Raw genomic sequence first — 13862 nt, 5'->3', positions numbered from 1 at the left:
GTATCAATATTGATAAAGTATGAAACAAATGTAGCATGTCATTTGCTATCTTCGGCAATATCTTTGCCTCAGGATTTTTAGTAGGACAGTTTTATTTTTATATCTTTAATTCTAATATATATGAGTAGAAAAGAAAATTTTGTATTTCGGAGCTGTGTTGTCTATACTCTCCTTTTCATGCAAAAGACCATTTGCAAAATAAATAATAGTTGATGGCATTGTGATTTTTAAGAACGGGCGATGGTATGGTTGTCCGGTGTCTGTTTGTAGAGAAAATATGTTTGTACTATTTTCGGATACTGCTTAAAAGTTCTTTCTTAATTATAATACTTGAAGTGGTATTTCGTTTGGGTATAAGCTTATTACTTTATTTTTTAATATTAGTAAGAATAATTTATTACGTTGGTGTAATTTTTAAATCTATTAAAAAAACATGAAGAAACTTATCTTTAGAACGAAGCGAAGTATGGTAATCTTCCTTTTATTACTTTCTCCGGTTCTTGCCATTGCACAGGTTGTAACGGGAAAAGTGGTATTATTTGATGATAAAGAAGCTTTACCGGGTGTTAATGTACTTGAAAAAGGTACGACGAATGGTACGATCACTGATATTGATGGAAATTATTCTATTCATCTGAAAAATCCGAATTCTACATTGGTTTTCTCGATGGTGGGAATGATAACACAGGAAAAACGTGTTAGCGCAGGTGATAAGGTGGATGTTACATTACAATCCGATCATTATCAGTTGGATCAGGTGGTGGTGACAGGCTATTCGACTCAGAAAAAGTCGGATCTGACAGGTTCCGTAACAGTGGTTTCTGTGGATGATATGATGAAATCGGCAGAAAATAATCCTATTAAAAGTTTGCAGGGACGTGTTCCGGGTATGGAAGTTACCGCCAATGGTAATCCCAGTGGTTCTGCAACGGTACGCATCAGAGGTATCGGTACGTTAAATAATAATGATCCTTTGTTTGTGATCGATGGGGTACCTACCCGTGGCGGCATGCACGAATTGAACTCTAACGATATTGAGAATATCCAAGTGTTGAAAGATGCTTCTGCTGCAAGTATTTATGGTTCCCGTGCTGCTAACGGGGTTATTATTATCACAACGAAAAAAGGAAAAGAAGGCAAGATCAAACTTAATTTTGATGCCTATGTGACTCAGACTTTTTATAATAATAAGTTGGAGGTCATGAATGCGAAAGAGTATGGTCAGGCATTGTGGCAGGCTACGGTGAACAATTCGGAAGACCCCAATAAAAATAATATCGGATATACTTATAATTGGGGGTATGACGATAATGGAAATGCTACTTTGTATGATATGTATTTACCAAAGTATCTCGATACGGACAGGACGATGCTTACCTCTGATACGGATTGGTTTGATGCAGTATCTCAAAAAGGCTTACTGCAATCTTATAATCTCTCGGTGAGTAATGGCAGCGAAAGGGGAGACTATTTCTTTTCTTTGGGTTATCTAAGCAACGATGGTACGTTGAAATATACTTCTTTCGACCGTTTTTCTGCCCGTATGAATTCATCTTATCATATCATTAAAGATGTTTTGACTATAGGTGAGAATTTCTCGGTAAACCGGACATCGGAAGTTCAGATTCCGGACGATAATATTCTGGATATGGCTTTGAAAGCTTTGCCTTTGATTCCTGTACACACAGTGGACGGAACGGGTTGGGGAGGTCCTACAACCGGTATGAATGACCGCCATAATCCTGCACGTTTATTGTATGATAATAAAGATAATAAGTATGCCTATTGGCGCTTGTTCGGTAATGCTTATATTAATTTACAGCCTGTCAAGGGATTGAATCTCCGGAGTAGCTTTGGTCTTGATTATACGAATTATTATAAACGCAATATGGTTCATAGTTATACGACCGGTATGCTGAATAATGATTTGAGTTCCGTCACTTTAGGAGGAACCTATACTACCAAATGGACTTGGAGTAATACTGCGACTTACGCCAAACAAATCGGTGTTCACAGTTTCGATGTGTTGGCTGGTATGGAAATGTACAAAGAAGAGACGATTAACTTCTCGGCATATAAAGACGGTTTTTTGGTAGAGACTCCGGAGCAGATGTGGCCTGATATGGGAATCGGAACATCTAAAGTGACCGGCGGTGCAACAGCTTATGCGTTGCTTTCTTACTTCGGTAAAGCCAACTATGTTTATGACAATCGTTATCTTGCTTCTGTAACGCTTCGCTATGACGGTTCATCCCGTTTTGGAAAGAACAATCGGTTTGGTACTTTCCCGGCATTTTCTTTGGGATACCGAATCAGCGAGGAAGCCTTTATGGAGAAGACAAGAGATTGGTTGTCTGATTTAAAATTGCGTTTCGGATGGGGACAAACCGGTAATCAGGAAACTTCCAATACGGCTGTGCATACGCTTTATGTAACTGACTATGGTACGGGAGATCCTACCTGGACATCATTGAACGGTACTTCTTATGATTTGACCGGTAAAGGCGGGACTTCCCTTCCTTCCGGTTATAAGAAAACCCAACAGGGTAATCCGGACTTGAAATGGGAGACAACGACTCAGACCAATATCGGTTTGGATTTCGGCTTCTTCAATCAGAAGTTATATGGTACTGCTGAATATTACATCAAGAAAACAAAAGATATTTTGGTGCAACCTCCTTATTTGGGAATAATCGGCGAAGGCGGTTATTGCTGGTACAATGGAGCCTCCATGGAGAATAAAGGTTTTGAAGTGAGTTTGGGTTATCGTGATCAGACGCCTTTCGGACTCTCTTATGATATTTCCGGTAATATTTCCGGATATCGCAATAAGGTGACTGAACTGCCGGCAGATGTGGAAAATTCTTATGGAGGAAATGGTAAAGGAGATAATATTTTAGGGCGTCCTATCAATTCGTTTTATGGATATATTGCTGATGGCCTGTTCCGTACGGAAGAAGATATAGCGAAACATGCTACACAGAACGGTGGAGAAGGTCTGGGACGTATCCGCTATCGTGACTTGAACGAGGACGGGAAGATAGATGAAGATGACCGTACTTGGATCGGCTCACCTCATCCGGATTTCATGTATGGTTTGAATATTGAATTGAGTTACAAGAATTTTGATTTGAGTGCATTCTTTTATGGAGTAAACGGTATCGATGTGAATACCTATGCAGTGAAGAGTGAAACAGACTTTTGGAGTATCAATGATGTCCGTTCCAATAAAGGCACACGTCTGTTGGATGCTTGGAGTCCCACTAATCCTGATTCGAATATTCCTGCTATTACGGCATTAAATGCGAACGATGAAGGACGTATGTCTACTTATTTTGTAGAGAACGGTTCTTTCTTGAAACTGCGTAATTTACAATTGGGATATACTTTGCCGCGTAAAATCAGTGAGAAGGCATATATTGAAAAGTGCCGTATCTATGTCAGTGGTCAGAATCTGTTTACTATTAAAAGTAAGAATTTCTCAGGAGTAGACCCGGAGAATGCCGGATTCGGATATCCGATACCGACAACATTCACGGTCGGAATAAATATTGGTTTTTAAGTTCTAAGTATAATGCGAAAACAAACTAACGGAAAAATGAAAAAGATAAAATATATATTGGGTTGCATTGGGACGGCATTGATGTTTTCTGCTTGTTCCGATTTTCTGGACGTAGCCACTCAAAACGGCTTGGATCCTGATCAGGCAAATGATGCTGAAAGATTTTGTAATGCCGCTTACGCTTCATTGATGAATCAGCGTGATGTGAAATTATGGGCTTGGGGAGATGTTCGTTCCGATGATGCTTATAAAGGCGGTGGCGGGACAAACGACGGTTACACGGAGCACTGTTATGAAACGGGTACGCATATCGTAACCACTTTTAACGAGCCGGACGGATATTGGTTTGCGCAGTATTGCGGTATTTCCCGTGTGAATACAGCTCTTAATGCGTTGAACCTTGTATCTGAGAAAGAGTTCCCGAATAAGGTGACCCGACAGGCAGAAATGCGCTTTTTGAGAGGACATTTCTATTTCTTGTTGAAAATTCTTTTCAAGAATATTCCCTTTGTAGATGAAACCGTTCCCGAGCACCAATATCAGTATATATCCAATGTAGCTTTGACTGATGTGGAAATGTGGGATAAGATCATTGAAGATTTTAAGTTTGCATTCGATAATTTGCCCGAAAAGCAGGCTGATTTGGGAAGAGCGAACAAATATGCGGCAGCGGCTTATCTGGCTAAGGCGAATCTGTATAAGGCTTATCGTCAGAATGAGAAATATGAAGTGACTTCCATCGATGCCGGTGATCTGGAAGAAGTAGTGAAATATACAGGAGAGGTTTTGAAGTCGAGTTATGGCTTGGAAACGGACTTTGCCTACAATTTCATGCCGGAATTTGAGAATGGGAAAGAGAGTATTTTCGCCATTCAATTTTCGAAAGATGACGGAACGATGTTCGGTAATCTGAATTTCGCTGATTTCCTTTCTGTACCACAAGGATTGGGATGTTGCGATTTTCATAAACCGAGCCAGAACCTGGTAAATGCGTTTAAGACCAGTAAGGGACTTCCGATGTTTAAAATGACGAATGGCGTATATTCGGAAAACTATGATATTGCCAATTATTCAAAGAGTAAGGCAGCAGATCCCCGTTTGTTCAGTACAGTAGCAATGGATGGTTTCCCTTATAAATATAATGAGGATCTTCTTTTCCAGAATTCCTGGAATCGTAATCCGGAGGTATATGGCAATTTTGCATCTTTGAAAGAGAATGTAGATCCTTCTTGTGACTGTTTTGTCAATCTTTCGCCCTACTATGCCAATTCTATGAATAAGATTCTGATTCGTTTTGCGGATGTATTGTTGATGAGAGCCGAAGCGTTGATTGAATTGAACCGGGAATCGGAAGCGTTACCGTTGATAAATCAGATTCGCCAACGTGCGCAGGATAGTGCCAATGGAATGGTTAATTATAGTGATCCGGACTTGAAACCGGTTATGGAAGTCGCGCTTTATCAGGACGGTAGCAATTGTGTCTGGAATCAGGAGTTTGCACGTTATGCTTTGAGATGGGAACGCCGTTTGGAATTTGCAATGGAAAACATGCGCTTCTTTGATTTGGTTCGTTGGGGAATTTGCAGTGAGACCATGAATAAATATTTCCAATCGGAGAAAGCAAGACGCTCTTATCTGAAAGAGGCTGTATTTACAAAGAACAAAAATGAATATGCGCCCATACCTCAACAGCAAATAGGTTACAGTAAGGATGTATATAAACAAAATTACGGATGGAAATAATCTTAAACAGGCAACTTATGAAAAAGTATTTTAGTTTAATGGCAATAATGTTGTCTGCATGTTGTCTACTCTTGACAGCTTGTGACGACGACAATCGTGAGTCTCTGGATCTTTCACAGGATGTGACTATCCATGAATTTACAATAAACGGTACACAGGGAACAATCGATAATGAAAACATGACGGTTAAAGTGATGCTTCCGCCTAAATCGGAGGTGACTTCACTGACACCTGTTATCGAAATAGCAGACCAGGCTACGGTTACTCCTGCCAGTGGAGAACAACAGAATTTTTCCGGCAATGTGGAATATAAAGTGGTAAATGGCAATCTGTATAACATTTACAAGGTTTCAGTAGAGGTATTGAATGCCCGGATTACAAGGTTTATGCTTAATGGCAGATATCTTGGAACGATCGATGATGTCAATCATACGATTAGTGTGACGGTTCCTACTACTATCGATATTACTAAGTTGATCCCCACCATCGAATATACCGAAGGGGCAACTATATCTCCGGAAAGTTCGAAAATGCAGGACTTTACCAATCCTGTGGTTTATACGCTTACCTATATGAATGAAACCTTTACTTATGAAGTATCGGTCATACAAAGCGATCATGCTTATGCGTTCTTAGGTACGGCCGAAACAATCGAAGGATTAACTAACGCTGATGAAAAGACGGCTGCGGAATGGATGATGGAAAATATTCCGAACAGTAAATATGTTTCATTGGAATCATTGAAGGATGGTTCGACTTCGCTGAATCAGTTTACTGCGGTATGGTTCCATTATGAACAGACCAACACGTTACCTGCCATTGCTGCCAACAAGAATGTGACGAATGCCCTTAAGAATTATTATACCGGTGGTGGTAATGTATTCCTGTCGGGAACCGCTTGCCTTTACACAGGAAGCTTGGGTATCACGCCTTCCACTTATATACCGAATAATCCTTTCGGCAGTTTCGGTGATGCGGAACAAGTGAATGCTCCCGGTGAACTTTGGGGGATCGCCATTACCGGATGCGAAGACCATCCTATCTATAAAGGGGTAACGGTTGACAAAACAACTCAGACATGGCCCGTTGTCTGGCTTATCGGCAAGGAAATATCATGGCGTAGGAACATCGGATGTCCATGGGATCTGGTTGCTCCTTATACGCAGGACTGGTCTGACTGGTCGGCAAAAACAGGAGGTACTCCGTTAGCTTCTTTCAACTGGGATAATGATTGTAATGAGAAAGTGGCTGTTTCAGTCTTTGACGGTGTCGAGGGAGAAAAGGGAACTGCTGTCTGCATCGGAATGCCGTCTTATGACTGGTATTATGAAAAAGAAGACGTATCGGCAAATCCTTATTATTCGAATATAGAGAAGATTACGCAGAATGTTTTCGACTATCTCACAAAATAAATAACAAAATTCAGGGCGGATACATCGCCTGCAAAAGACGATGTATCCCTTTGAACAAACCAGAAACGAACGATTCAGTAATTTAAAATCATAATTATGAAAAGATATATCTATGTTTTGTTTATGTTCATCACTCTTAACCTGTGGGCTTGTAGTGACAGTGAACCGTCTACGGACGGAGGTGGAGAAGAGGTGGTGGATAAGACTACCGATTGTCAGTCGGCCAATGAAAAAGGAGCTTATACGACTTGGTATAAACCGGCAAACGGCTGGGTAGGTGACCCGATACCTTATTATGATAACGGTAAATTCTATATTTTCTATTTGCAGGACTGGCGTTCGGGATATCCTTTTCTGCATCCGTGGCACATGGTTTATTCAACGGATCTTTCCTCTTTTACCTTTGGTGGCGAAACGATACCCTGCGGAAAAGAAGATGAGCAGGATGTGGCTTTAGGCACTGGTGGGGTTATCAAAGATCGTACTACCGGAGAATATTGCGCTTTTTATACCGGGCATCAGTGGAAATGGCAAGAGATGGGAGTGCCTACACAGGCTATCTTGCTGACAACTTCCAAAGACATGAAAACATGGACAAAGAAAGGGGAACATAACTTCTATCTGTCTCTTCGCGGGCAAAGCGGTTATGTGGAAAACGACTGTCGTGACCCGCATGTCTTTTATGATGAGGAAGACGGATTGTATAAAATGGTAGTGACAACCCATACCGATGCCGGGGCAACACTGGCCTTATTTACTTCAAAGGAGTTGCAGAATGCCAAAGCGTGGACGTTGCAGGAACCACTTTACACAGATCCCAATATTTGGGTGATGGAGTGTGCCGATGTCTTTAAGGAAGGCGAGTATTGGTATTTGACGTACTCGGATGTTGCTGACCGTAAAGTACACTACCGTTATGCCAAGTCGCTGAAAGGACCGTGGACGAAACCTGCCAACGATATTTTCGATGGCATTGCCTTTTATGCCGGCAAGACGATGTCGAACGGTACAGAACGTTATCTGGCCGGATGGTGTCCTACACGTATCGGTGATGGCGATGAAGACCAGTGGGGCGGTTCTCTGGTTTGCCACCGCATGCTGTTCAATGCTGATGGAACGATTGATCTTAAACTGCCCGACGGCATTGACAAGAAATTCACGACATTGAAGAAGACAGTACTTATCGATAAATCGGGTAAGGCAGTGAAGAAAGAGGATTCCTATGTACTTTCGGATGTAGCTTCGGTTTCATTCCCGCGTTTAGACAAGACGTGCAAAATAGAGGCAACCGTCAAAGCGACAGGTAATGACGATGCTTTCGGTTTTGCTTTTGGAGCATGTGATGATAAAACGGAAGTTTATTCCATTCGCTTTGATTTGAAAAACAAGCAGTTGGTAATGTCAAAAGATGACTTGACACGTGGCACTACTCCGACACAAACCAATGTTGCACTGACTGTTCCTGCCGACAAGCTGTTTAAGGTGAAAATTGTAGCCGAAAAGTCTGTTTGTGTAATGTATGTGAACGACAAGATTGCATTTTCCAACCGTATCGATAAAATGCCGAAAAATCCGTGGGCAATCTTTACAGACAAAGGAACGGAGATCTCTTTCTCCGATATAAAAGTATATGAATAATCCTTTATTTAATAATTAAAAACATTAGTAACATGAAAAAGACATTTTTACTCATTTCTGCATTTGCAGCCACTACTACACTGTTGGCTCAGGATGATTTAGTGATTTATGGTGATGTGACTCCGGACATTGTATGGAATAATTTTGCCGGTCCTACCAATGTACAGGAGGTTGATAATCCGAGTCCGGACGCTGTGAACTCTACAGCTAAGTGTATCTCGATGAACCGTCCCAAAGAAACGGGAGGTTCCGATGAAATAGGCTGGCCTTGGGAAGGTGCTTTATCCGAAAGTTTCAATGTACCTAATATAGCAGAGTATAATTCGATTTCGATGCTGGTGAAGAAGCCTTATCCGGGTAAAGTATGCCTTGAATTGCAGAGTCCGTCGGGAGGAAGCAGTATGATTTACGCAGAGTATACGGCAACCGATGATTCCTGGCAGAAACTGACATTTCCAATTATCAATGTTTCCGGTCTCGGTGCAACCGGTCTTACTAAAATATTGGTTGAGATCCATCGTGAAGATGAGAACAATAATGATGATTTCGAAGATTGCATCATGTATGCCGATGAAATCACCTTGCATAAGGCAATGCCGGAATTCGGTTTTAACGGCGAAGATAAAATAGCCGGCGGATGGATTCCTTTCCCGGGAGATGAATTCAGCAGAAAGGCGGGAATTGTGGACAATCCGGATAAGACAGGCATTAACGCGACTGACAAATGCCTGTGGATCAAAAGAGAAAAAGGAGATGAAGTATTCTCCGGTGCCATCAATCGCAATCTGAAAGTGACAGATTTGAACAGCTTCAAATGTCTGACGATGATGGTGAAAAAGAGTGTGGCAGGACCGGTAAGCCTGGAACTGCAATCTCCGGGTGAAGAGAAAAAGCAGATTTTGACTGCCGAATATACAGAGGTGGGAAAATGGCAAAAACTCTATTTCACATTCCCGGACAATCTGTTGGAAGGTGCTCCGTTGCAGATCATTATTTTACAGGCACATGTTGTGGATACCAAAGAAGACGATACTTTTACCGAACCGATGGATGTTTATGTAGACGAACTCTATTTATCCAATGACGCAGTGTCTATTCCTCTTCTTTCAAAAGACCCGAACGAGATTGTAAAGACCGAGATCTATGATGTCAGAGGGATGCTTGTCAAAACATTCGGCATGGGAGAAGAAGTATCTGCCGATAATTTGGAACAAGGTATTTATGTTGTGCGCCAGATCGATCAGGACGGAAATGCGACAGTGACAAAATTAATGAATAAATAATCAGGATACACGGAAAGCGAAGGACCCGTATGAAAACCGGGTTCTTTACTTCCCTGTCCGGAACTTTAAGGAATACCGACATGAATTATACACGTTATTTATTATTGCTGTTTGGTGTGATGGCATTGGCGTCTTGCCGACAAGAGAAGCTGGATGTCACATTCAGTTCATTGCTGGAGGAGATGGTTGATTATGAAGAAGCGGCCCGTTTTCCGGCTCTGCCGTTCTCTTGCCGTCAGGAAAGTAGTTATGACCGTCGGTCGATTCATCCCGATTCTGCCGGTTGGTTTGCCAATAATGACGGTTTTGGAATCATCCGTGTGGATACCGTGAACGGGAGAAAAGAAAATGTTCTGTTCGATCAGGACGGTCCCGGCGTTATTACCCGGTTTTGGCTGACAACAATGGATAAACGGGGTGTAATGCGTTTTTACTTTAATCATGCTAAAGATGCCCAATGGGAAATCCCGGCATATGACTTGCTTCGCACAGGATTGCCGATCGGTAGAGAATTTGCCCAAGAACACCCCAACTATACTCCGGATGGAAAGGGAGGAAATACCCTGTTTTTACCGATCCCGTACAGCGACGGATGTAAAGTCACCTTTGAACTGCCGGATTCAATCGAACCGTCCCCCAAATATTATGGAATAAACTATCGTCGCTATCCGGTAGGAACCAAGGTTGAAACGTTCTCTGTTGAGGTAGTAGAAAAGAATAGAGACAAGATATTGTATGTGGACTCTTTGTTGCAGCATTATCCCTCTTATGAAAAGGGAACATTGTTGACCGAATCACAGGAACTGGCTTCAAAAGATTCACTGTCGGTCGTACTGCCGGAAGGTACAAATGCTGTCCGTCTTCTATCGGTGAATATCCAGGTAGATTCCGCCCATTATGAACAAGCCATGCGCGAACAGATTATTAAAATGGACTTTGACGGTGTAGAGACTGTTTTGGTTCCTTTGAGCGATTTCTCAGGAGCCGGTATGGGAGCGCGTAAGTCGGATAGTTGGTATGTATCTGCCGATGGTAAGGGACAAGTGGTCAGCCGTTGGGTAATGCCTTATCAGAAAAATGCAGTTTTCACATTGGTAAATCTTTCCTCCATTGCCGTAAAGGCAGCAGTTGAAATACGCGTGGACAGTTGGCAATGGGATGAGCGCAGCCTTTATTTCCACACTTCCTGGAAACAGGAAAAGGGCATTCATGTAGAAGCCGATCCGGATAATGACGCGGCATGCATAGACTGGAATTTTGCAACCCTGAACGGACGCGGAGTCTATAAAGGAGATGTCTTGTCGTTATTCAACCACACCTTAGCCTGGTATGGCGAGGGAGATGAAAAGATATGGGTAGATGATGATAAAAACTTCCCTTCCCATTTCGGGACGGGTACGGAAGATTATTACAACTGTTCCTGGGCGCCTGTGATTCCTTTCTATACTCCTTTTGGCGGAGCAACACGGGCGGATGCTGAAACGTCTATCGGATATAATACATTCTTCCGGACGCGGAATTTGGATCAGATACCTTTTAACAAGAACCTCCGTTTCGATATCGAGATGTTGAGCTGGATATCCGGCGAAGTGGATTATGCAACCACTGTATATTGGTACGGTGATTTAAATGCAAAGGCAGAAGGGTGCACACCGGTAGAGGTGGTGACGCAACCTTTGTTATCTCAACCGGCCGATCCTGCTGCTTATAAAATAGCAGAAAACGCCATTGAGTTTGAGAAACTGACTCCTGTGGCAAAATCCGGAGAACTGTTTACCGACGGGCAAGGCATGCTTACTTTTTCCGATGGGAAATGGAGCGGTAGCAAGCAGTTGATTTGTACACATGGAAAAGTCGGGAGTTTCATTGAGTATGTGTTTGATGTAACGGAGAATCAGCCATACGATATCATTATTCATGGCACCAAAGCACCCGATTATGGCATCATCGGCTTTTATGTGAATGACCGGAAGTCTCCGGTTGTATTCGATGGTTGCAGCGCTCCTGAATTCGATGTTGCCAATTCCGGCCCGATCCGTCTCGGACGTTATGTTCCGGAAAATGGAAAGATACGTTTAAAAATAGAATTGGTCGGTAAAAACGAAAAAGCTCATGGTACGGGTGGTATTTTCGGATTGGATTGCCTGATTTTGAATGCCGTAAAATAAACGGGGCAATACCATAACGATGATATTGCCATGTATCATTATTATAATTGGATGAATCAAATATTGTATATATCCGGTATCCGTCTTATGTTGGACGGATACCGATGTAACAAATATAACATAGTTTGCAATAAATGTGATAGGTACTCTACGCTATGGCGTCTATCTTTGCAGCAGTAGAATTTAAAATCTTAATACCAAAACAACATGTTTCACTTAAAAGACTCTTGGCGGAAAATCGGAAGAATGCTTTCCTTGTTTATAATAGGAACCACTGCTTCTATTTGTACTTGTCCGGCTATAAATCCTCCTTTCGTGATTAAACATTTAGGCGACGGACAGAGTATCGTCCAGATTGATGAACAAAAAAAATATTTACTTCTTCCGGTAGAAGAGGTTTCGCCCGAAGCGAAGTTGTATATGATAGCCGATAATGACGTGGTGCGCAATATGAATGTACGTCTTGCTATCAATAAAGTAGACTATTTCGTACCTGTTGATCTTACCGGATTTGAGAACAAACATCTTTCTTTCAACTTTCAGCTTATCCCGGATTCGGCTATCTGCTGGAAAGAGATGAAGCTTTCGGATGAATTCGATACTTCCAATCGCGAAGCATTTCGTCCGGTTTATCACTTCACTCCGGCTTACGGTTGGATGAACGATCCCAATGGAATGGTATATAAGGACGGTGTTTACCACCTGTTCTATCAGCATAATCCTTATGGCTCCATGTGGGGAAATATGCACTGGGGGCATGCTACCAGTACGGATCTTGTCAATTGGAAACATCAGGGAGATGCCATTTCTCCGGATGCATTAGGCACTATTTTCAGCGGTTCGTGTGTGGTGGATAAAGATAACACGGCCGGTTTTGGCGCAGGGGCTATCGTTGCTTTCTATACTTCGGCAAGCGACCGTCAGGTGCAAAGCATGGCATACAGTCTGGATAATGGAAAAACATTCAAGAAATATGCCCGTAATCCTATTCTGACATCTACTCAGCGTGATTTCCGCGATCCGAAGGTGATCTGGCATGAAGATACGAAAAAGTGGATTATGATTCTTGCCGTGGGGCAGGAAATGCAGATTTATTCTTCTTCTGATTTGAAAGACTGGACACTGGAGAGTAAATTCGGTGAAGGGCAAGGAGCTCACGGAGGTGTATGGGAATGCCCCGATCTGATAGAGTTGCCTATTGAAGGTACTGAGTTGAAAAAATGGGTGCTTATTTGTAACCTTAATCCGGGCGGCCCGTTCGGAGGTTCTGCTACGCAATACTTTGTCGGGACGTTCGATGGAAAGAAATTCGTAAATGAATCTCCCTCAAAAACGAAATGGATGGATTGGGGAAAGGATCATTACGCCGCAGTGACTTGGAGCAATGCTCCCGAAGGCCGGCACATTGCTCTGGCTTGGATGAGTAATTGGGAGTATGCCAATAATGTACCGACTCGGCAATATCGGAGTGGCAATTCTGTGCCCCGAGATCTTTCGCTTTATACCCATGAGGGAGAAACTTACGTAAAATGCACTCCTTCCCGGGAATTATTGAAATTGCGTGATAAAGGTACAAAGAAACGTACTTTCAAGGTAGACCGTACCTATAATCTGGATAAACTGATTGCCGACAACACAGGCACATACGAAATAGAGATGACCATTAAAAATAAAAATGCAGAGGTCATCGGTTTCCAGCTTTTCAATTCCAAAGGCGAAGAAGTGGAAATGTATTATAATCTCGTGGAAAAGAAATTCTTCATGGATCGCACCAAGAGTGGGGATGTGTCGTTCAGTAAAGAATTTCCGGCTGTGACATCGGCTCCCATAGAGGGGGGGGACGAAATCAAACTTCGTTTGTTCGTCGACAAATCGAGTATTGAAGCTTTTGGCAACGATGGGCGTTTCGCAATGACGAATCTCGTGTTTCCGTCAGAACCTTACAACCGTGTCAGTTTCTATGCCAAAGGCGGTAGTTATAATGTAACTTCATTCACTGTATTTAATTTAGTAGTCAAGTAGTTTAGTAGTCAAGTAGGTAAGTAGTTAAGTAGGT

7 protein-coding genes are annotated in these 13862 nt (G+C 42.3%); all 7 read left to right on the top strand.

Annotated features, from left to right (window positions below; all coding sequences use genetic code 11):
- The first annotated feature begins 433 nt into the window (after nucleotides 1-433).
- Entirely contained in the window at nucleotides 434-3562 is a 3129-nt protein-coding gene (locus RB604_RS19940) for a SusC/RagA family TonB-linked outer membrane protein (RefSeq protein ID WP_005929559.1), read from the top strand.
- Between the two features lie 36 nt (nucleotides 3563-3598).
- Nucleotides 3599-5305, top strand: a complete 1707-nt coding sequence (locus RB604_RS19935; protein ID WP_025819129.1) for a RagB/SusD family nutrient uptake outer membrane protein — start codon at nucleotides 3599-3601, stop codon at nucleotides 5303-5305.
- A gap of 17 nt (nucleotides 5306-5322) precedes the next feature.
- Entirely contained in the window at nucleotides 5323-6717 is a 1395-nt protein-coding gene (locus tag RB604_RS19930; RefSeq protein WP_005929563.1) for a DUF4960 domain-containing protein, read from the top strand.
- 96 nt (nucleotides 6718-6813) lie between these two features.
- Nucleotides 6814-8355 carry a glycoside hydrolase family 32 protein gene (locus RB604_RS19925; protein WP_005929566.1) on the top strand — a complete coding sequence of 514 codons (1542 nt, stop codon included), beginning with the start codon at nucleotides 6814-6816 and terminating at the stop codon, nucleotides 8353-8355.
- Nucleotides 8356-8387: 32 nt separating this feature from the next.
- Nucleotides 8388-9638, top strand: a complete 1251-nt coding sequence (locus RB604_RS19920; protein ID WP_005929569.1) for a T9SS type A sorting domain-containing protein — start codon at nucleotides 8388-8390, stop codon at nucleotides 9636-9638.
- 80 nt (nucleotides 9639-9718) lie between these two features.
- Nucleotides 9719-11806, top strand: a complete 2088-nt coding sequence (locus RB604_RS19915; RefSeq protein ID WP_005929572.1) for a glycoside hydrolase family 172 protein — start codon at nucleotides 9719-9721, stop codon at nucleotides 11804-11806.
- 207 nt (nucleotides 11807-12013) lie between these two features.
- Nucleotides 12014-13828: a glycoside hydrolase family 32 protein gene (locus tag RB604_RS19910; RefSeq protein WP_005929575.1), complete on the top strand. Its 1815-nt coding sequence runs from the start codon at nucleotides 12014-12016 to the stop codon at nucleotides 13826-13828.
- Nucleotides 13829-13862: the final 34 nt, after the last annotated feature.

This window comes from Bacteroides salyersiae, assembly GCF_031172035.1.
Lineage (GTDB): Bacteria > Bacteroidota > Bacteroidia > Bacteroidales > Bacteroidaceae > Bacteroides > Bacteroides salyersiae.
This window is presented reverse-complemented; position numbering and strand designations above follow the sequence as displayed.

Excerpts from the sequence above, each read along its gene's own strand:
- RB604_RS19940 (WP_005929559.1), top strand. The coding sequence starts at position 434 with ATGAAGAAACTTATCTTTAGAACGAAGCGAAGTATGGTAATCTTCCTT.
- RB604_RS19935 (WP_025819129.1), top strand. The coding sequence starts at position 3,599 with ATGAAAAAGATAAAATATATATTGGGTTGCATTGGGACGGCATTGATG.
- RB604_RS19930 (WP_005929563.1), top strand. The coding sequence starts at position 5,323 with ATGAAAAAGTATTTTAGTTTAATGGCAATAATGTTGTCTGCATGTTGT.
- RB604_RS19925 (WP_005929566.1), top strand. The coding sequence starts at position 6,814 with ATGAAAAGATATATCTATGTTTTGTTTATGTTCATCACTCTTAACCTG.
- RB604_RS19920 (WP_005929569.1), top strand. The coding sequence starts at position 8,388 with ATGAAAAAGACATTTTTACTCATTTCTGCATTTGCAGCCACTACTACA.
- RB604_RS19915 (WP_005929572.1), top strand. The coding sequence starts at position 9,719 with ATGAATTATACACGTTATTTATTATTGCTGTTTGGTGTGATGGCATTG.
- RB604_RS19910 (WP_005929575.1), top strand. The coding sequence starts at position 12,014 with ATGTTTCACTTAAAAGACTCTTGGCGGAAAATCGGAAGAATGCTTTCC.